The organism is Rhizobium sp. L9 (assembly GCF_002531885.1).
Lineage (GTDB): Bacteria > Pseudomonadota > Alphaproteobacteria > Rhizobiales > Rhizobiaceae > Rhizobium.
On sequence record NZ_NWSZ01000010.1, the window covers coordinates 1 to 18,467 of the forward strand.

Sequence of the window (18,467 nt, forward strand, 5' to 3'; positions counted from 1 at the left end):
GCGGCCCGCGCGACCCTGGCAGAACTTGTTTCCGGCTATTCCTCAACGGGTGAAGTTTCCGATCTTGCGTTCACCGGAGCCGAAACCAATACGGCGGCTTGAGACATCGACGTTAGGTCCAACCGCCTTCAAACGTGTTTTTTGCGGCCGCGTCCCCTAGACCATGGCCGTCCATCGATTCTGTGATCCTGTTGCCGGAAGACCACTAGAGTCTGTCAGGTTTATGTTGAAACATATACTGCATGCTTGAGGTAGGCGGCGCATTCGAGCGGGCTGAATGCCTTGAGGACTTCACCGACGCGCCGCCATGTCGCTTCGACGCTACGCTCGTCTGCCTTGCGCAGCAGAGTCTTGAGTTTGGCGACATCATCTCGATCGGCTTGAGATAGGGGCTGTAGCGCGGCAAGAAGAACAGGTGGGCGCCGGCACTGCGGATGGCGTTGCGCGCCGGCTTGCCCTTGTGACTGCCGAGATTGTCGAGGATGACGATATCGCCGCGATTGAGGGTTGGTGCCAGGCATTGCTCGACCCAGGCTGTGAAAGCGGTGGCGTTGATTGGGCCATCGAGCACGAAAGGCGCGACGATGCGGTCGTGGCGCAGCCCGGCGAGGAAGGTGAGCGTCTTCCAATGGCCACGCGGTATTCCGGCGATCAGCGCTGGCCACGTTGACACCAGCCGCGGGTGCGCGTCATGTTGGTTTTGACCCAGGTTACGTCAACGAACACCAGGCGGTCCGGATCAAGTCGATGTTGATGTGACTTCCAGCGGCTCCGGAACCGCGCCACCTTCGGCCTGTCCTGCTCGCTGGCGATCAGTTTTTTTTTTTAAATGTTTTGCCTTCACGGCGCAGGAAACGCCAAACCGTGTCGTGAGAGACATGGATGCCTGCCACCTTCAGAGCGGCGGCAAGCGACCGCACCGTCCAATCGGCTTTGGCCGACAGGCGGCGGTGAACCTCATCGGCCGCCGCGCCACACAGCTAGTATTTTCGCAAACACAGCTTCCATCTGAGTTTGCGCAGCCTTGCCATTACCACCTCTTTGCTATTCGCCCGACTCGTCGTCTTGGGCAGCGAGCCGCTGCCCTGTTCAAGACTCAACAGCCACCCTCCCCCGCACGGCGTCCGCCATCGCAGTCATCCGGTCCGCAGCAGCATGCCCGATCAGCATGAAGGCATGCGTCGCATTCGACCAGTAGACGACATTCATTCCCTTGCGGTTTTCAAGGTCCGGCGCCTTCGGCCCCGCGTCGGATTTCACGATGCAGAGCGCCATCGGCCCAGTCTCGGGATCGAGATAGGCGATCTGGGCGAGCGGCTTGCCGTCATATTGCAGCAGCAGGGCGCGTTTGAAATCGACCCCAGTGAGCGAGACGGCTTCAGGGGAGAGCGACAGGCGGAGCTTCTCGTCAAGACTGGCGAGCTGGGCGGCCTGGTCCTGCCTGCCGGGCACGGGGCCCGCAAGCGTTTCGGCGGTATAGAGCGAGATATAATCGGCGACCACGGCGCGCCATTCGCTGTTTTCGTCCTTTGCGGAAAAGCCCCTGCCGATGCCGATGACGGCGCGGTCGATGGCGATGCCGGCCACAAGCGAGGCGGCGAGAGCACCGAGGAAGCGGCGGCGCGTGGCAGCGGGCGCAGAGGCGGACCTCGCGCCGTCATGCGCAGGAATGGCGGCGAGCATCGCCTCCAGTTTTTCGCGCGGGGCTTCGGTGAGCAGCGGAGCAAAGGCCGGCTCGAACGGCAGGCTGGCGCGGGCCAGGAAATCCAATCGTTCGGCGACGCTCTCATCTTCCTTGACGACGGCTTCGATGCGGGCTCTCTCTTCCGTCGTCAGCTCGCCGTCGATGAAGGCGGTCAACTCCTCGTCGGAGGGAATGGTGTGTTTCGTGCTCATGGGCGTCCCCCTGCCGGTCCGGCGCCGGAGAGCCTGGCGCGGGCGGCCGCCAGCCGGCTCATCACGGTCCCGATCGGAATATCCAATATGCCTGCAACCTCGCGATAGGATAGTCCTTCTACGTAGGCGAGGAAAACCGCCGTGCGTTGCGCCTCGGGCAACGCATTTACCTGCTTCAGCACCTGCCCCGCCATCACATGCGTTTCAGTCTCGTGCGCGCCGTCGAAGGTCAGCGCCTCGCCGGCATCGACGAAACCCTGGCCCTGGCGCACCCGGCGCGAGCGGATCTCGTTCAGCCAGATCGAATGCAGAATCGAAAACAGCCAGCGGTCGAGCCGGGTGCCGGGAACGAACTGGCCGGCGCGCTCGAGCGCGCGAAGGCAGGTCGCCTGCACCAGATCGTCGGCGACATCACGCTGATGCGAGAGAACGAGGCCATAACGCCAGAGCCTGGCCAGGTTTTCCGTCAGACCGCTCCTCATATCCGCTTCGCTCGCGATGACCGCCTCCGCCAATCCTGCATCCCTTGGAACCGCCTGATGAACAGGCGATTCCATTCTCGCGCGACTATAGGCAGGAATTGTAGCGTGCGCGACCGACATTCGGATATCCTTTCCCGGCTCCATTCCCGCTAGTGGCCTAAGCTCAGATCTTCGATGGGTCGAGGATGACAGCGTTCAGATCCTGATATTCCTCGCAAACCGTGCCGCAGATCGTCTTGATCGTGTTCAATTGCTCCTTTGCGAGATCGAGCCGGCCCTTGATGACATAGGCTTCGCCGAGATATTCACGGACCTTGGCGTATTGCGGATCCATTTTCACCGATTGCAGGTAGTAGGAGATGCCTTCGTCGGTGCGCCCGAGCTTGCGGGTGGCGTAACCGCGATAGTTCAGCACCTCGGCGCTGTTCTGGTCCTTGACCGTATCGAGCATGGCAAGCGCCTCTTCATAACGGCCGGCCTTGGCCAGCGAATAGGCATAGTCGGTACGGTTCTCGTCCGAGACATTGGCGCTCTGCTGCTTGACGCATTTCTTGGTCTTCTGGTCGTAGATCTCGCCCTTCTTGCAAGTTGGCATCGTGCTGTTGTCGTTGCCGACAGCAAAGACCGGGCCGGAGAAGAGCGAAGCGGCAAGGCAGCCGCCAAGAAGGACGGAAGCGATACGGGCTGTCATGATCGTCATGGAAAAACTCCTCGAAAGTGACGTTGCGGAGAGAGAACACCGCTGCCCTGGGCTTTATTCGCCGGCCTCTCTATTTTCTCCATCACTGCTTCGTGAAGTCCAAAGCCGAATAAATCATCGGGACCGGGTGTTTTCAGCATTGCGCCGGAACGACAAGGAGAATTCCGTGACCGATACCGTCAGTCTCGTCAGCCTCGCCACCGCCACGCCCGAACATATCATCTTCCAAAACCAGGCGGCCGAAGCCTCGGCCCGGCTGTTTGCCGACCGCTACGAGGATTTCCATCATCTAGCCCGCGTCTTCGACAGCGCCGGTATCAACAAGCGCCATGCCGCGCGGCCGCTTGCCTGGTTCGACGAAACGCATGGCTGGCAGGACCGCATGCAGGCCTACGGAGAGGTGGCAGGCGCCCTTTTCGTCGAGGCGGCCAGCGCGGCGCTTCGCCGGGCCGATCTCGGCGCCTGTCATGTCGACTGTATCGTCACGGTCTCTTCCACCGGTTTTACGACGCCGAGCCTTGATGCGCAGCTTGCCCGCCGCATGGGCTTTAGGGCCGATATCGAGCGGGTGCCGGTCTTCGGGCTCGGCTGCGCAGCCGGCGTCTCGGGCTTTGCCATCGCGGCGCGGCTGGCACGGAGCCGCCCGGGCGCCGTCGTGCTTTTCGTCTCGATCGAGCTTTGCACGCTCGCCTTCCGGCTGGACGAGCTGACGCGGCCGAACATCATCGCGACAGCGCTTTTCGGCGACGGCGCGGCCGCCTGCGTGCTCCGCGCCGGCGAAGGCGGACTGGCCCAGGTGGAATCAACAGGCGAGCACCTCTTCCCGGATACGCTCGATATTATGGGCTGGAAGATCGACGATGGCGGCTTCGGCATCGTGCTGGCGCAATCATTGCCGCCCTTCGCCGAACGGGAACTCGCCCCTGCGGTGGCGGCCATTCTGGGGCGCAACGGGCTGAGACCAGCAGATATCGACCGCTTCATCTGCCATCCCGGCGGTATGAAGGTGCTGGCCGCGATGGAGAGCGCGCTTTCACTGACACCTGGCACGCTCGATCACGAACGGGCCGTACTTGCCGAATATGGCAACATGTCCTCACCGACCGTGCTGTTCGTGCTGGAGCGGGCAATCCGCGCAGGGCTGCCGGACCGGGCGGCGATGGTCGCCATGGGACCAGGTTTTTCGGCAAGCTGTGTGACGCTGCGGAGGGCGGCGTGATGTGGCCGTCGATAGCGCTCCTGACATTCGTGACGCTGCAGCGGTTGGGCGAGCTCGTGCTCGCCCGGCGCAACACTGCTGCCCTTCTCGTCAGAGGCGGCAGGGAAGTCGCCCCGGAGCACTATCCCGTCATGGTGGCGCTGCATGCCGCCTGGATCATCGGCCTTTGGCTGCTGGCGCCGGGCAGGCAGGTTCAACCCTTCTGGTTTCTGCTGTTCATCGGACTACAGGGGCTGCGGCTCTGGGTGCTGGCAACGCTGAAGGACTGCTGGACGACACGCATCATCGTCCTGCCCGGCGCGCCGCTGGTGAAATCGGGACCCTATCGCCTCCTCCGGCATCCGAACTATGCGATCGTCATCGGCGAGATTGCCGCTCTTCCCTTTGCCTTCGGCCTGCCCGCCTATGCGATCGTCTTCTCGCTTTTCAATGCCGCCATCCTGCATGTGCGCGTAAAGGCCGAAAATGCCGCACTGGAAAGCGCAATGATTTTGAAATAAATACAATTTTTCGTTTGCGCCGCGGGATCGCCAAGGGCATTTTCAACCTATGACAATGCGGAATGCAGGGGAATGACGAAGAACGCAATCGTGCTTGGCGCCGGTATCGTCGGGGTGTCCACCGCAATACATCTTCAGCGGCGCGGTCGACAGGTGACGCTGATCGACCGGAAGGATCCGGGCAGCGAGACCTCCTTCGGCAATGCCGGCCTGATCCAGCGCGAAGGGGTTGCGCCTTACGGCTTCCCCCAGCAGCTCGGCATGTTGCTGCGTTATGCACTCAACAACGAAATCGATGCCCATTATCATCTCAGTGCCTTGCCTAGCCAGCTCGCCTTCCTTGCCCGTTACTGGTGGAATTCGAATGCCCGGCGCCACGCGGTCATCACACGGGCCTACGCGCCGCTGATCGAAAACTCGGTTGCCGAGCACAAGGACCTGATCGAGGCCTCGCAGGCACAGGCGCTGATCCGCAAGGACGGTTGGATAAAAATCTTCCGGACGGAGGCCATGCGCGACGAGGCCCTCGCCGAGGCCACGCTTTGGCAGAGCGAATTCGGCGTGACCTATGACAACCTGACGTCGGCCGATATCGCCCGCATGGAGCCCGATATTACCGTCCCTTTTGCCGGCGGTATCCGCTGGCGCGATCCCTGGTCGGTGCTCGATCCGCATGCGCTGACAGCAGCCTATCGCCGCTATTTCGAAAGCCTCGGCGGCCGCTTCGTCACGGGCGATGCCGCCTCGCTCGGCCAGTTCGGCAGTGGCTGGAAGATCATGACCAGCGAGGGCCCGCTCGAAGCGGAGGACGCGGTCCTGGCGCTCGGCCCCTGGGCAGCCGTCGCGACGCGCCGGCTCGGCTATTCCTTTCCCCTCGGCGTCAAGCGCGGCTATCACATGCATTATGCCGCCAAGGGCAATGCCATGCTCAACAACTGGATCCTCGATGCCGAACGCGGTTATTTGCTGGCACCGATGAACCGCGGCATCCGCCTGACGACCGGGGCGGAGTTCGCAAGGCTTGACGCACCGAAGACGCCGGTGCAGCTCGACCGGGCCGAAGCCGTGGCGCGTAGCATCTTTCCTCTCGGAGGAAGGCTCGATCCCGAACCATGGATGGGCGCGCGCCCCTGCACATCAGACATGATGCCCGTCATCGGCAAGGCGCCGCGTCATCAGGGCCTATGGTTTGCCTTCGGACACGCCCATCATGGGCTGACGCTCGGGCCGGTAACCGGCCGCGTGCTTGCGGAACTCATCACCGGCGAGACGCCGTTCATCGATATTTCCGCCTACTCGCCGCAGCGCTTCAGGCCATAACACCGAGGGTGGAGAGACCCCTGAGGGCCGTTGCCGCAATGCCTTCGATGGTGTCGCCGATATCGACGGTGACGACACCGGGTTCGCCTGTCGGCACCTCGAGTGTCGCCAGCTGACTTTCGAGCAGCGAAACCGGCATGAAATGCCCCTTGCGCTCGCCCATGCGCTTGGTCAGCAGCGCCTTCGATCCTTCGAGGTAGACAAAGAGCAGATTGCCGCCGGCAGCAGCCCTCAGCCTGTCGCGATAGATGCGCTTCAGCGCCGAACAGGAGACGATGATGCCCTCGCCTTTTTCCAGCGATGCCTGCATGCGTTTGCCGATCAGGTCGAACCAGGGCATCCGATCCTCATCGGTCAAGGGAATGCCCTTCGACATCTTCTCCACATTGGAAGCCGGATGAAGCGCATCACCTTCAACGAAGTGGAGGTGCAAGGCCTCGGCGAGTTTCTCGCCGACCGAGGACTTACCGCAGCCGCTGACCCCCATGACGATGATCGCATGGTGTTTGTTGATCCGGTCGTCCTGCATGTTTCCTCTCAAACGGCGGCTTCCGCTCAGTCGAGCGGGAAATGACAGGCATATTGTTGTGCGCCTTCTCCACTTAATTCGGGAGAAACCTGGCGACAATAGTCCTGCGCCTTCCAGCAACGCGGGTTGAAGTGGCAGCCGGACGGCGGCTTCAGCGGCGACGGCAGTTCGCCCTGCAGCCGGATGCGGGTCTTAGCGCGCTCGGGGTCGGCGATCGGGGTCGCCGACAGCAGGGCGGCCGTATAGGGATGGCGCGGCCGGGCGAAGACTTCGGCGGCGGGACCGGTTTCGATCGGGCGACCCAGATACATCACCATTATCTCGTCGGCGATGTGGTGGACCACCGAGAGGCCATGCGAGATGAAGAGGTAGGCAAGGCCCATCTCCTTCTGCAGGTCCATAAGCAAGTTCAGCACCTGCGCCTGGATCGACAGATCAAGGGCCGAAACCGGCTCGTCGAGCACCAGCACCTTCGGCCGCAGCATCAACGCGCGGGCAATGGCGATGCGCTGGCGCTGGCCGCCGGAGAACATATGAGGGTAGCGGCCGTGATGCTCCGGGCGCAGGCCGACACGGGCCATCATCTCCTCCACCTTGCGGCGGCGGGCGCTGGCATCGAGATCGGTATTGATCTTCAGCGGTTCTTCCAGGATCGCACCGACCTTCTGGCGCGGATTGAGCGAACCGTAGGGATTCTGGAAGACGATCTGCACCTGGCTGCGCAGGCTGCGGTCGCCGACCCGCGCCGGCTTGCCGTCGATCAGCAATTCGCCGGCCGTCGGATCCTCGATCATCGTGACCAGACGGGCAAGCGTCGACTTGCCGCAGCCGGATTCGCCGACGACGGCAAGGGTCTTGCCGGAATGGAGGCTGAAGCTGACGCCGTTCAGCGCCTTGACCGTGGCGTCGGCTTTGAAGAGACCGCGGTTGACGGTGTAGAAACGGGCGAGATCCCTGCCCTCGAGAACAGCGCCCGTCATACCAGGTCTCCTGCAGTTTCAACGCGCATGACACCGGGATGGCCCAGCGGCTTGCCGTCCTTCAGTGGATAGTTGCACAGCGCCCGTCCGAGTTCCGGCCCCTGGCGCACAACACCGCGTTCGCATTCGACCGTGGCATAGCCGCAGCGGGGAGCGAACAGACAGCCCGTCGGGCGGCCATGCTGGCCGGGAACGACGCCGGCGATCGAGGGAAGGCGCTGGCCGACTTCGGCGCGCTCCGGCAAGGCGGCAAGCAGGGCTGCCGTATAGGGGTGGTGTGGATCTCGGAACAGCGCCTTCACCGGCTGCTCCTCGACCTTCTGACCGGCATATTGCACCTGCACGCGCTCGGCGGTTTCGGCGACGACACCCATGTCGTGAGTGATCAGCACCAGCGCCATACCCTGCTCCTTCTGCAGGCGCACGAGCAGATCGAGGATCTGCGCCTGGATCGTCACGTCGAGTGCGGTCGTCGGCTCGTCGGCGATCAGGAGCTTCGGATTGCAGGCGAGCGCCATGGCGATCATGACGCGCTGGCTCATGCCGCCCGACATCTGATGCGGGAAGTTCGACAGGCGATCTTCCGGCGCCGGAATGCCGACGAGGCTCAGGAGTTCGATCGACCGTTCGCGGCGCTCCTTCCGGTTGAGACCCATATGCACGCGCAGGGTCTCGCCGAGCTGGAAACCGACGGTGAAGCACGGGTTCAGGCTCGACATCGGCTCCTGGAAGATCATCGCCATCTCCTTGCCGACGATCCGGCGGCGCTGGCGGCCGGAGATGCCGCGCAGATCCTTGCCGTCGAACTGCATGCGGTCGGCGGTGATCCTCGCCGTCCACGGCAGCAGCCCCATCAGGGCCAGCATGGCGACGGATTTGCCCGAACCGGATTCTCCGACGACCGAGAGGATCTCACCCTTGTCGCAGGTGAGCGATACGCCGTCGACGGCGCGGAAAAGACCTGAAGACGTCTGGAATTCGACAGTCAGATTTTCGATTTCGAGGAGCGGCATCACGACCTCTTCAGTTTGGGGTCAAGCGCATCGCGCAGGCCGTCGCCCATCAGGTTGATGGCGAGAACGGTGATGAGGATGGCGAGGCCTGGAAATGTCACGACCCACCAGGCGCGCGAGATGAACTCACGGGACTCGGCGAGCATGGTGCCCCATTCGGGTGTCGGTGGCTGGGCGCCCATGCCGAGAAAACCGAGAGCGGCGGCATCGAGGATGGCCGCCGAGAAGGCAAGTGTGGCCTGAACGATCAGGGGGCCGAGGCAGTTCGGCAGGATCGTCTTGAACATCAAGCGGAGCGTTCCCGCGCCGGCGACGCGCGAGGCGATCACATATTCCTTCTCACGCTCGGAAATGACCGAGGCGCGGGTCAGCCGCACGAAATGCGGCTGGTTGACCAGCGAAATCGCGATCATCGCATTGGTAAGGCCGGGACCCAGGACCGCCACCAGCACGAGCGCGAGCAGCAGCGACGGGAAGGCCAGGATGATGTCCATCAGGCGCATGATGGCGGTATCGATCCGGCCGCGGAAATAGCCGGCGACGAGGCCGATCAGGACGCCGCAGATGACCGAAAGCGTGACGACGACGACGCCTATGAAAAGCGAGAAGCGCGCGCCGTAGATCAGGCGCGAGAGGATATCGCGGCCGACGGCATCCGTTCCGAGCGGAAAGGAGGCGTGGCCTCCTTCCATCCAGGCCGGCACTGCCAAGAGCACCTCACGATTCTGCTCGTTCGGCGCATGCGGCGCAAAAACCGGTGCAAAGATCGCAACGACGAGGATGATGACGAAAACAACGAGGCCGATGACGGCGCCCTTGTTGCGGGAAAAATAATGCCAGAATTCCGCAAGAGCGGATGGCTGGCCGGTTTTGACGGTGACCGTGCTCATGGACCGCTCCTAGTGACGAATGCGCGGATTGATGAAGCCGTAGAGGACGTCAACAACCAGATTGACCAGCATGATGACGCCGGCGATCAGGAGAAGGCCGCCCTGGACCACCGCGTAATCACGCTTGAACACCGAATCGACCATCCATTTGCCGATGCCCGGCCAGGAGAAGATCGTCTCGGTGAGAATGGCGCCTGCAAGAAGGACACCGATCTGCAGGCCAATCGTGGTGATGACGGGGATCATTGCATTGCGCAGTGCATGCACGCCGACGACGCGCAGCGGCTTCAAACCTTTCGAGCGTGCGGTGCGGACATAGTCCTCGCCGAGAACCTCGAGCATGGCCGAGCGCGTCTGGCGGGCGATGACCGCGAGCGGGATGGTCGCCAGCACGATAGTCGGCAGAATTAGATAGCTGACGGCCGAAGCAAAGGCCCCTTTCTGACCTGACAGCAGGCTGTCGATCAGCATGAAGCCGGTCACCGGCTTGAAGAAATACATCAGCGAAATGCGGCCCGATACCGGGGTCCAGCCGAGATAGCCGGAGAAGAAGATGATGAGCAGCAGACCCCACCAGAAAATCGGCATGGAATAACCGACGAGGGCGACACCCATCACGCTCTGATCGAACCACGTGCCTCGCTTGACGGCCGCAAAGACGCCGGCGGGCACGCCAAGACAGACCGCAAGGATGATGGCGCAGAAGGACAGTTCCAGCGTTGCCGGAAACAATGTCAGGAATTCGCCGAGAACGGGCCGCTTGGTGACGATCGAGGTGCCGAGATCGCCCTGCAGCACTTTTCCGAGATAGTCGAAATACTGCATATACATGGGCCGGTCGAAACCGAGATCGTGCATGATCTGGGCGTGCCGCTCCGGCGCCATCACGCGTTCGCCCGAGAGCAGCATGACGGGATCTCCGGGCAGCAGGCGGATGAACGAGAAGGCAATCAGGGAAACGCCGAGAAATGTCGGGATCAGCACCGCAAGGCGGCCGATAAAAAAACGCAACATGGCAGATGTCCAATAGTTTCCGGCGGTCAGGAGGTCCTGACCGCCGGCTGCGCCCAGCTATGCCGGGCATTCTTACATTATTCTTGTTATTCGGATACGTCGACGCCGTCGAAACGGTGAATGCCGAGCGGGTCCATCTTGAAGCCCGAGACCTTCTTGCTCATCGGAACGAAGACGAGCGAATGGTCGAGGGTTGCCCAGGGGGCTTCCTTCTTGAAGATCAGCTGCGCCTGCTCATAGGCCTTGGTGCGCTCGCCGACATCGGCGGTCAGCTTCGCCTTGGTCATGAGGTCGTCGTATTCCTTGTTGCACCACTGAGCGCGGTTGTTGCCGCCGACGGCATCGCAGCCGAGCAGCGTATCCATGAAGTTGTCGGGGTCGCCATTGTCGCCGGTCCAGCCGAGAATGACGGCGCCATCGCGCTTCACGTCGGAAGAGAGCTTCAGGTACTCGGCCCATTCATGCGTGACGATCTCGACCTTGACGCCGATCTTGGCGAAGTCGGCCTGGATCAGTTCGGCAGCGCGGCGGGCATTCAGCATGTAGGGGCGCGATACCGGCATCGCCCAGACCTTCATGCTGAGATCCTTGACGCCGGCCTCGGCCAGAGCCTTCTTGGCTGCGTCCGGATCGTACTTCTCGTCCTGAACGGCGTCGTTATAAGACCACATGGTCGGCGGGATCGGGTTCTTGGCAACGGTGGCCGCACCCTGGAAGACCGCGTCGACGATCGCCTGCTTGTTGATCGCCGAATTCAGTGCGCGGCGAACTTCCGGCTTGTCGAAGGGCGCCATCTGCGTGTTGTAGGCAAGGTAGCTGACGTTGAGGCCGGGCTGCTCCAGGACGGTCAGATTTTCATCCTTCTTCAGTTCGGGAACATCGGCGGCATTCGGATAAGGGATCAGGTGGCATTCGCCGGCCTTCAGCTTCTGAGCGCGCACGGCAGCGTCAGAGGTGATCGCGAAAACCAGATCGTCGATCTTTTCCTTGCCCTTGAAATAGGTTTCGTTCGCCTTGTAGCGGATGACGGCATCCGGCTGGTAGGCGACGAAGGTGTAAGGGCCGGTGCCGAGCGGCTGCTGGTTCAGCTGCGCCATCTTGCCGTCGGCGGCAAGCTTGTCGGCATATTCCTTGGACATGATGGAAGCGAAGTCCATGGCGAGGTCGGCCAGGAACGGCGCTTCGGGATGGTTGAGCGTGAACTTTACCGTAAGGTCATCGACCTTCTCGACCGACTTGATCAGTTCCGGGAAGCCCATGCCGGCAGCGTATTCGTAAGAACCGCCCTCGACATACTTGTTCCACGGATTGTCGGACTTCAGCTGGCGCTCGAAGGAGAACACGACGTCGTCGGCGTTGAAATCGCGCGTGGGGGTGAAGAAGTCGGTAGTCTGGAACTTGACGCCGGGATGAAGTTTGAAAGTGTATTCCTTGCCGTCGTCCGAAACGCTCCAGCTGTCGGCCAAACCAGGCTCGATCTCGGTGCCGCCATGCTTGAATTCGACGAGGCGGCTGTAGACGGTGCGCGAGGACGCGTCGAAGGTCGTGCCTGCCGTATAGAGGCTCGGGTCGAAGCCTTCCGGCGAACCCTCGGAGCAATAAACAAGGGTCTTGGACCAGGCGGACGTCGCCATGACCGAAATCAGGGCCGTCGCTGCCAGCATGACAGAGATCTTTTTCATAATATTGTTTCCCGGTTGTTCTTTTTTCATGTCTGGAGACCCGTAGGCATCCCGATCGACGGTCGATGGAACGACATTTATGTACTGAAAGCAACGGCCTACGGAGAAAATTTTTCCAGCTGGACAATTTTAGAAATTTTTGGTCAAAAATCAGCCCTATTCGGAAATATTCGGACAAAAATGTCCGGGATTTCGTCGCATTTTGGATAATTACGCCCTCTCAGCAGCGCATGTTGGACATTTCAGCACCCATAAGCGCAACCATAAGCCGCAAACAAAAACCGCGATTGCCGAAGCAACCGCGGTTTTCAGAAGTCTGTCCTGTTTGTTGAGATCAGGCGGCGGGGGCAACGGCCGCCGGCTTGCGGTATTGGTGCTCACCGCTAATTCCGAGCAGGAAATTGATCTCGGGGCGCGCCTTGACGAGATCGTCGATCGAATATTCCGAGAGCACGCCGAAGAAGGCGTTGAGCGCCTTGCGCAACGCCGAGTTCAGACCACAGCTGTCGACCAGCGGGCATTCGACCATGCCGTCATCCTCGAAGCATTCGGCCATGGCGAAACTGTCTTCCGTCACCCGCACGACATCGAAGAGCGTGATCTCGGCCGCCGGCTTGCCCAGGCGCACACCGCCGTTGCGGCCGCGCACGGTTTCGACCAGACCTGCCTTGTTCAGCGGCTGGAGGATCTTGAAAAGAAACAGTTCGGAAACGCCGTAGGCCTTGGCAATTTCCGGAATCCGGCTCAGCTGCCCTTCGTTGGCAGCACAATACATCAACATGCGAACCGCATAGTTGGTCTGCTTCGTCAACCGCATGCCGATCTCCTGACTCGTGCCTGTTCAGACGTATATAGGCGGTTTGGTAGTTTTGAACAATTCCAAAATATGAAATTCGCATTCAGCTTATGAGGCCCTTTGCCGCGAGGTCAATCCTGCTCCACGATCTTCTGGTTATAGTCAAAAATGGCCTGCCAACGCCCAATGAAACGGGGGCCGAAAGGCCCCCGCATTGCAGTTCGATCTGTCACGCAGATCACTTCATGGTCGGCATGACGAATTCGGCGCCGCTCTTGATGCCGGAGGGCCAGCGCGCGGTGACCGTCTTGGTCTTGGTCCAGAACTTGATCGAATCCGTGCCGTGCTGGTTGAGGTCGCCGAAGCTCGAGGCCTTCCAGCCGCCGAAGGAGTGGTAGGCGAGCGGAACCGGGATCGGAACGTTGATGCCGATCATGCCGATATTGATGCGTGAGGCAAAATCGCGGGCAGCGTCGCCGTCGCGGGTATAGATCGCGACGCCGTTGCCATATTCGTGCTTCATCGGCAGCGACAGCGCTTCCTCATAGTTCTGGGCGCGAACGACGGAAAGGACAGGTCCGAAGATCTCGGTCTTGTAGATGTCCATCTCAGGCGTGACGTGATCGAACAGGCAGCCGCCGACGAAATAGCCGTCTTCATAACCCTGGAGCTTGAAATCGCGGCCGTCGACGACGAGCTTGGCACCCTCCTCGATGCCGCGGTCGATCAGGCCGCGAACTCGGTTATAGGCGTCCTTGGTGACGAGCGGGCCCATGTCGGCCTTGTCGTCGGTATAGGGGCCGATGCGCAGCGACTCAATCTTCGGCGTCAGCTTCTCGACGAGGCGGTTGGCGGTTTCTTCGCCGACTGGAACGGCAACCGAGATCGCCATGCAGCGCTCGCCGGCCGAACCATAGCCTGCGCCCATCAGCGCGTTGACGGCCTGATCCATATCGGCGTCTGGCATGATGATCATGTGGTTCTTGGCGCCGCCGAAGCACTGGGCACGCTTGCCGTTCATGGCTGCCGTGCCGTAGACGTAGCGGGCGATCGGCGTGGAGCCGACGAAGGAAACGGCGCCGATATCGGGATCGGTGAGGATAGCGTCCACCGCACCCTTGTCGCCGTTGACGACGTTGAGGATGCCGGCCGGCAGACCGGCTTCGATCATCAGTTCGGCAAGACGGATCGGCAAGGAGGGATCACGCTCGGAAGGCTTCAGGATGAAGGCATTGCCGCAGGCGATCGCCGGCGCGAACATCCACATCGGAATCATGCCGGGGAAATTGAAAGGCGTGATGCCGGCGCCGATGCCGACCGGCTGGCGGATCGAATACATGTCGATCGCCGGACCCGCGCCCTCGGTGAATTCGCCCTTGGCGAGATGCGGGATGCCGCATACGAATTCGCAGACTTCGAGGCCACGAACGACGTCGCCCTTGGCATCCTCGATCGTCTTGCCGTGTTCTTTCGAAATCAACTCGGCAAGTTCGTCCATATGCTTGTTCAGGAGCTCGACAAACTTGAAGAATACGCGAGCGCGGCGCTGCGGGTTGGTGGCAGCCCATTTCGGCTGCGCGGCCTTGGCGTTCTCGACGGCGGCGCGAAGCTCCTCGACACTGGCGAGGGCGACGGTCGCCTGCACTTCGCCGGTCGCCGGATTGTAGACGTTGCTGACGCGGCCGCTGGTGCCGGCGACCTGCTTGCCGCCGATGAAATGTCCGATCTCACGCATGGATGTTCCTCCTGTTTGGATGGCTACAATCGCACTTCAATTTGCACAAATCAACGCCGTGATATAAGCAACCGTTGTGCATGTTTTATAGTTTCGATGCAGGCGCTGCTGCTCCCAAACTTGGCGCGGCATGCGAACAAGTCAAATTCAGGAGGGTCGATCGATGAGCCAAAATCCGGTCGTGCGAATGGCGGAGCTGGAGATCGCCGTCGAGAGGCTCGACGCCTATCGAGCATTGCTTACGGAGGAGATCGAGGCTTCGGTCGCGCGGGAAGAGGGTGTCCTTTCGCTCAGCGCTGTTTCCATCCGAGGGGTTCCAAACCGCGTTCGTATTCTCGAAGTGTACGCCGACCAAAAGGCCTATGAGGCGCATCTGCAGACACCGCATTTCCTCACATACAAGAAGGAGACGGCCGGCATGGTGACGTCGCTGACGCTTATCGAGGTCGATCCGATTGCAATGCGGGCCAAGTGATGAACTGGGATGACGTTCGCATTTTCCTGGCCGTCGCCCGCACCGGACAGATCCTTGCCGCTTCGAAACGCCTGGGGCTTAACCACGCCACGCTTTCGCGCCGGCTGACGTCGCTCGAAGCGGCGCTGAAGACGCGGCTCTTCGTGCGCCGCACGAATGGCTGTGACCTGACGGCGGAAGGCGGCATCTTCCTCAATGCCGCCGAGCGGATGGAAACCGAAATGCTCGCGGCGCAGGCCAATCTCGGCCACACCGACACGGCGATCGCCGGGACGGTGCGCGTCGGCGCGCCTGATGGTTTCGGAGTCTCCTTTCTTGCGCCGCGCATGGGCAGGCTGATCGAGCGCCACCCGGAGCTGAAGATCCAGCTCGTGCCGGTGCCGCGCTCCTTCTCGCTGTCGCAGCGTGAGGCCGATATCGCCATCACGCTGGAACGTCCCGAACAGGGGCGGCTCGTCTCCTCCAAGCTGACGGATTATACGCTCGGACTCTACGCCTCGCGCCACTACCTCGCCTCACACGGCAGACCTGGCGATGTCGATGCACTGAAGGCGCATCCGCGCATCGGTTATGTCGAAGACCTGATCTTCACCGCCTCGCTGAATTTCTCCGGCGAGGTGATGCGCAGTTGGGATGCAAGCTTCGAAATCTCGACGGCGATTGGCCAGACGGAGGCGGTGCGGTCAGGTGCCGGCATCGGTATCCTGCACGATTATATCGCCCGGCAATATCCGGAACTCGAGCGCATCCTGCCTGAGGTTTCGATCCGGCGCGCCTATTGGACAACCTATCACGAAACGGCTCGCGACCTCGTGCGCGTCCGCAGCGTCGTCGATTTCCTGCAGGAACTCGTCGGCGCCGAGCGCCACATCTTCCTTTAAGTCGCCGAAACGTGCTTGGCCGGCTCGTCGTTTTCATCGGGATTGGGGACCGGCGCTTCATCGGGAAGTCGGTCCGGCTCCGGCTCGGTGATCGGCGGCACCGGCTTCCAGCCGGGTGCAGGCATTGGCGGCTGATCGGGAATGGGTTCGTTGGGCACGGACATGACCGCCTCCCTTTTATGTTTGCGATGGTCGTCGGGACTATTTGTCCGACTTCAGCGTCTCGGCAGCTCGCACCGGCATGCTGTCGATAATGGCGAAGAGCTCGCCACTGATGATCGGCTCGCTGACCTTGAGTTTGACGGTTCCGTCCTTGCCGACAAGGAAGGCGGCGAATTCACCCGTCTCCGGCGCATCAAGATCGCGGCGGATCACTTCGCCGTTGAGGCCATCGGCAGCGCCGAAAAGCGCCCGCACCTTGCCGCCCGAGACCTTCAGCACCACCATGTCGCGCTCATCGAGCGCGCTGCGGTCGGCCAGCAGCTGGTTTTCCTGGCGCGCCGCGCGGGCATTGTCCCTGTCGGCGAAAAGAATGAACACACGATTCTTCCACTGGAAAGCGGCCAGGCTTTCGATTGGCGAATAGGCGCCGTTCGTCTCGTCGATCTTGGTCGCGCCGTAGAGCAGGGTTTTCGACATGCGTATTCTCCCGTCACCTTGGAGAACGGTCCGAGATGGCACGGGTTCCATCCAGACGACGGGGTTCTAATTTTTATTCTGATGGCGGGGCGGTGTTACGGCTGAGTGGGATTTTGAACCTCGTCGCCCCAGGCTAAGCTGCGGTGACAATAAGTTTCGGAGGAGTAGATCAGTTCAACACTGCCTCTTGGAGGTCAGGCAGTAACATCCATGCTGTAGTGGATGCCCTCGGGCTGCCAGTTCGTTACCATCTCGGCCCGGGAAAGCAGAACGATATGGGTCTGGTCTGCGATCTCGTTTGGAGACTACCAGCAAAACAGGTGCTCGCCGATCGCGCTCACGATGCCGACAGCATGCATCACATCCTCCTTCATCTGGGTGGTGAACCGCTCATTCCTCCGCGACGCCGCTGTAAGCATCAGCATCGCTTGCAAGCAGCGCTGGGGCGTCGAGAGTTTCTCCGCCAAGCTCAAACAATGGCGTCGCCTCGCCATACGCTATGACAAACTCGCAACCAATTTTATCGGCTTCGTCTAGCCGGCTCATGCCTCATGCTTTGGCTAGAATTAATGACATTTCAGCCTGACGCATCCAAAGTCCAATCGGTGCCGCCGCATCTAGACCTTCGAACCCCTGTCTGCTCTTATGCTTTAACAACATAATTTGGAGGCACAGTTGGCTAGCAATCTGTGGGATACTGAGCATGACATCATCTCCGGCGCGAATTCGTTGGCTTCGATAAACACTCTGTATTTGTTGATGGATAAGGGCCTTATTTCGAGGGAAGACGCCGCCGGTGTTCTCACTAAGACTGCTAATCAGGTTCGCGAAGGTTCCGAGGATGGGCCAGATTCGGAACTAGGCGAACAAGTAGCGCGAAGATTTGAGGCAATGGCTGCTTGGTGTTTAAGTTATAGCCCGAGCAGCTAATCGCGAAGGGGGTACTGCCGAATCCGATCACGCAATCTAACTGTGTTCGCAAAACGTGTGCGGCGCATAGTCGACGCATTCGCCTCTTCTGGCTACAAGCTGACGCATGAACGATTCAAACGAACAGCACAAAAAAGACGACCGGCCAGCTAAGCCGCCGCTTCCTAACGGCGAGAAATTTTTCGATCCCTGGGAAGAAGAATTTCGACGAGCATACAAGTCGGACGACAAGACGTTCGAGTATTGAAGCGAAAAGGCGTGCAGGACCCCGTCACGGCCTCGCTACGGCAAGGTGCGCGGATCTGCAATTCAAATCCCGCGCGATCCTGCATCATCGCGGTGCGGCCATCGACGGTGGTTCAATTCTCGGCGCTGGGGGTCCTTGCCCGCATTGAAAACAGGCCTGGCCTGAATTCACCGTCAGCTGGCCTTTTGACTCGCCGATCCTTCGCTCGCATTACCAGCCTCAACTTTTCCTTTATTGAAGCGGATGCCCGGGCGCAGTGTGGGCGGTCGGCCGAGTTTTACATGCTAGCCAAGGCCGTAAGTGAACAACATCTCGCCGTACTAGTCTAAGAGGCGATGCCGAAAATCTGAGCGAGCCCATCATTCCTAGGTGCCAGCTTGCCCCCTGCGACAATGGCCGTCCAGTCAGAGATCAATCCCCCGTCCGCGGTTGACGCCTCGCTGACGCCGTTCCGCGAGGATCTGCTGACTACTCTGCGCGCGGACCGTCTGCTGCAGGACCTTCAGCCTCTCCTGCATCGCGACGAAGGCATGGCGCTG

19 protein-coding genes and 1 pseudogene are annotated in these 18,467 nt (G+C 61.0%); 6 read left to right on the forward strand and 14 right to left on the reverse strand.

All coding sequences use genetic code 11. The annotated features are described in order from the left end of the window. Positions 1 to 205: 205 nt before the first annotated feature. From CO660_RS33595 to CO660_RS12470, 4 genes are all read right to left on the reverse strand, one after another. The gene (locus CO660_RS33595) at positions 206 to 673 is read right to left on the reverse strand and encodes a transposase (protein WP_210421948.1); all 468 of its coding nucleotides are present in this window, start codon (positions 671 to 673) and stop codon (positions 206 to 208) included. Between the two features lie 416 nt (positions 674 to 1,089). Then, the gene (locus CO660_RS12460) at positions 1,090 to 1,896 is read right to left on the reverse strand and encodes a Fis family transcriptional regulator (RefSeq protein WP_097598960.1); all 807 of its coding nucleotides are present in this window, start codon (positions 1,894 to 1,896) and stop codon (positions 1,090 to 1,092) included. After that, entirely contained in the window at positions 1,893 to 2,498 is a 606-nt protein-coding gene (locus CO660_RS12465) for an RNA polymerase sigma factor (protein WP_097598961.1), read from the reverse strand. The genes CO660_RS12460 and CO660_RS12465 overlap by 4 nt, the downstream gene beginning before the upstream one ends. 43 nt (positions 2,499 to 2,541) lie before the next feature. Beyond that, the gene (locus CO660_RS12470; protein ID WP_097598962.1) at positions 2,542 to 3,078 is read right to left on the reverse strand and encodes a tetratricopeptide repeat protein; all 537 of its coding nucleotides are present in this window, start codon (positions 3,076 to 3,078) and stop codon (positions 2,542 to 2,544) included. A gap of 166 nt (positions 3,079 to 3,244) precedes the next feature. Here CO660_RS12470 and CO660_RS12475 point away from each other — a divergent pair, with 166 nt between their 5' ends. The 3 genes from CO660_RS12475 to CO660_RS12485 all read left to right on the forward strand — a co-directional run bounded on the left by CO660_RS12475 (position 3,245) and on the right by CO660_RS12485 (position 6,117). Beyond that, positions 3,245 to 4,297, forward strand: a complete 1,053-nt coding sequence (locus CO660_RS12475) for a type III polyketide synthase (RefSeq protein ID WP_097598963.1) — start codon at positions 3,245 to 3,247, stop codon at positions 4,295 to 4,297. Beyond that, positions 4,294 to 4,797 (forward strand): isoprenylcysteine carboxylmethyltransferase family protein, encoded by a 504-nt coding sequence (locus tag CO660_RS12480; RefSeq protein ID WP_097598964.1) that lies wholly within the window; start codon positions 4,294 to 4,296, stop codon positions 4,795 to 4,797. The genes CO660_RS12475 and CO660_RS12480 overlap by 4 nt, the downstream gene beginning before the upstream one ends. Positions 4,798 to 4,869: 72 nt before the next feature. Next, a complete protein-coding gene (locus tag CO660_RS12485) occupies positions 4,870 to 6,117 on the forward strand; it encodes an FAD-binding oxidoreductase (RefSeq protein WP_097598965.1) in 1,248 nt (415 codons plus the stop codon). Here the strand turns inward: CO660_RS12485 and CO660_RS12490 are convergent. From CO660_RS12490 to CO660_RS12525, 8 genes are all read right to left on the reverse strand, one after another. Then, a complete protein-coding gene (locus tag CO660_RS12490) occupies positions 6,107 to 6,646 on the reverse strand; it encodes a gluconokinase (protein ID WP_097598966.1) in 540 nt (179 codons plus the stop codon). The two genes, CO660_RS12485 and CO660_RS12490, sit on opposite strands and share 11 nt — an antisense overlap. A 26-nt stretch (positions 6,647 to 6,672) precedes the next feature. Next, positions 6,673 to 7,626: a peptide ABC transporter ATP-binding protein gene (locus CO660_RS12495; RefSeq protein ID WP_085777039.1), complete on the reverse strand. Its 954-nt coding sequence runs from the start codon at positions 7,624 to 7,626 to the stop codon at positions 6,673 to 6,675. Then, positions 7,623 to 8,639 carry an ABC transporter ATP-binding protein gene (locus CO660_RS12500; protein ID WP_085777038.1) on the reverse strand — a complete coding sequence of 339 codons (1,017 nt, stop codon included), beginning with the start codon at positions 8,637 to 8,639 and terminating at the stop codon, positions 7,623 to 7,625. Before CO660_RS12500 ends, CO660_RS12495 begins: the two co-directional genes overlap by 4 nt. Next, the gene (locus CO660_RS12505; protein WP_064800740.1) at positions 8,639 to 9,529 is read right to left on the reverse strand and encodes an ABC transporter permease subunit; all 891 of its coding nucleotides are present in this window, start codon (positions 9,527 to 9,529) and stop codon (positions 8,639 to 8,641) included. Before CO660_RS12505 ends, CO660_RS12500 begins: the two co-directional genes overlap by 1 nt. A 9-nt stretch (positions 9,530 to 9,538) precedes the next feature. Then, positions 9,539 to 10,543, reverse strand: coding sequence for an ABC transporter permease subunit (locus CO660_RS12510; protein ID WP_097598967.1), 1,005 nt, complete (start codon positions 10,541 to 10,543; stop codon positions 9,539 to 9,541). A gap of 86 nt (positions 10,544 to 10,629) precedes the next feature. Further along, entirely contained in the window at positions 10,630 to 12,225 is a 1,596-nt protein-coding gene (locus CO660_RS12515) for an ABC transporter substrate-binding protein (protein ID WP_097598968.1), read from the reverse strand. A gap of 334 nt (positions 12,226 to 12,559) precedes the next feature. Next, positions 12,560 to 13,042 carry an iron-responsive transcriptional regulator RirA gene (gene rirA / locus CO660_RS12520; protein ID WP_097598969.1) on the reverse strand — a complete coding sequence of 161 codons (483 nt, stop codon included), beginning with the start codon at positions 13,040 to 13,042 and terminating at the stop codon, positions 12,560 to 12,562. Between the two features lie 217 nt (positions 13,043 to 13,259). Then, positions 13,260 to 14,756, reverse strand: coding sequence for a CoA-acylating methylmalonate-semialdehyde dehydrogenase (locus CO660_RS12525; protein ID WP_097598970.1), 1,497 nt, complete (start codon positions 14,754 to 14,756; stop codon positions 13,260 to 13,262). A gap of 163 nt (positions 14,757 to 14,919) precedes the next feature. Between CO660_RS12525 and CO660_RS12530 the strand changes: the two genes are divergently transcribed. Together CO660_RS12530 and CO660_RS12535 are read left to right on the forward strand one after the other, a co-directional pair. Continuing rightward, a complete protein-coding gene (locus tag CO660_RS12530; RefSeq protein WP_097598971.1) occupies positions 14,920 to 15,231 on the forward strand; it encodes a putative quinol monooxygenase in 312 nt (103 codons plus the stop codon). After that, positions 15,231 to 16,112 (forward strand): LysR family transcriptional regulator, encoded by an 882-nt coding sequence (locus CO660_RS12535; RefSeq protein ID WP_097598972.1) that lies wholly within the window; start codon positions 15,231 to 15,233, stop codon positions 16,110 to 16,112. Before CO660_RS12530 ends, CO660_RS12535 begins: the two co-directional genes overlap by 1 nt. Here CO660_RS12535 and CO660_RS33290 read toward each other — a convergent pair. Continuing rightward, positions 16,109 to 16,276 carry a hypothetical protein gene (locus CO660_RS33290; RefSeq protein ID WP_020920431.1) on the reverse strand — a complete coding sequence of 56 codons (168 nt, stop codon included), beginning with the start codon at positions 16,274 to 16,276 and terminating at the stop codon, positions 16,109 to 16,111. The genes CO660_RS12535 and CO660_RS33290 overlap by 4 nt on opposite strands. Positions 16,277 to 16,313: 37 nt before the next feature. Continuing rightward, positions 16,314 to 16,751, reverse strand: coding sequence for a DUF4174 domain-containing protein (locus CO660_RS12545; protein ID WP_097598973.1), 438 nt, complete (start codon positions 16,749 to 16,751; stop codon positions 16,314 to 16,316). 197 nt (positions 16,752 to 16,948) lie between these two features. On the opposite strand from CO660_RS12545, the pseudogene CO660_RS12550 reads away from it, so the two are divergent. Next, positions 16,949 to 17,288 (forward strand): annotated as a pseudogene (locus CO660_RS12550) (transposase); the annotation flags it as partial. Positions 17,289 to 18,467 lie beyond the last annotated feature (1,179 nt).

What these genes read in the sequence shown, in the direction of transcription:
- rirA (WP_097598969.1), bottom strand. Translation starts at nt 13,042, where the DNA reads ATGCGGTTGACGAAGCAGACCAACTATGCGGTTCGCATGTTGATGTAT.
- CO660_RS12545 (WP_097598973.1), bottom strand. Translation starts at nt 16,751, where the DNA reads ATGTCGAAAACCCTGCTCTACGGCGCGACCAAGATCGACGAGACGAAC.
- CO660_RS12490 (WP_097598966.1), bottom strand. Translation starts at nt 6,646, where the DNA reads ATGCAGGACGACCGGATCAACAAACACCATGCGATCATCGTCATGGGG.
- CO660_RS12505 (WP_064800740.1), bottom strand. Translation starts at nt 9,529, where the DNA reads ATGAGCACGGTCACCGTCAAAACCGGCCAGCCATCCGCTCTTGCGGAA.
- CO660_RS12510 (WP_097598967.1), bottom strand. Translation starts at nt 10,543, where the DNA reads ATGTTGCGTTTTTTTATCGGCCGCCTTGCGGTGCTGATCCCGACATTT.
- CO660_RS12500 (WP_085777038.1), bottom strand. Translation starts at nt 8,639, where the DNA reads ATGCCGCTCCTCGAAATCGAAAATCTGACTGTCGAATTCCAGACGTCT.
- CO660_RS12495 (WP_085777039.1), bottom strand. Translation starts at nt 7,626, where the DNA reads ATGACGGGCGCTGTTCTCGAGGGCAGGGATCTCGCCCGTTTCTACACC.
- CO660_RS12535 (WP_097598972.1), top strand. Translation starts at nt 15,231, where the DNA reads ATGAACTGGGATGACGTTCGCATTTTCCTGGCCGTCGCCCGCACCGGA.
- CO660_RS12515 (WP_097598968.1), bottom strand. Translation starts at nt 12,225, where the DNA reads ATGAAAAAGATCTCTGTCATGCTGGCAGCGACGGCCCTGATTTCGGTC.
- CO660_RS12525 (WP_097598970.1), bottom strand. Translation starts at nt 14,756, where the DNA reads ATGCGTGAGATCGGACATTTCATCGGCGGCAAGCAGGTCGCCGGCACC.
- CO660_RS12465 (WP_097598961.1), bottom strand. Translation starts at nt 2,498, where the DNA reads ATGTCGGTCGCGCACGCTACAATTCCTGCCTATAGTCGCGCGAGAATG.
- CO660_RS12470 (WP_097598962.1), bottom strand. Translation starts at nt 3,078, where the DNA reads ATGACGATCATGACAGCCCGTATCGCTTCCGTCCTTCTTGGCGGCTGC.
- CO660_RS12530 (WP_097598971.1), top strand. Translation starts at nt 14,920, where the DNA reads ATGAGCCAAAATCCGGTCGTGCGAATGGCGGAGCTGGAGATCGCCGTC.
- CO660_RS33290 (WP_020920431.1), bottom strand. Translation starts at nt 16,276, where the DNA reads ATGTCCGTGCCCAACGAACCCATTCCCGATCAGCCGCCAATGCCTGCA.
- CO660_RS12485 (WP_097598965.1), top strand. Translation starts at nt 4,870, where the DNA reads ATGACGAAGAACGCAATCGTGCTTGGCGCCGGTATCGTCGGGGTGTCC.
- CO660_RS12460 (WP_097598960.1), bottom strand. Translation starts at nt 1,896, where the DNA reads ATGAGCACGAAACACACCATTCCCTCCGACGAGGAGTTGACCGCCTTC.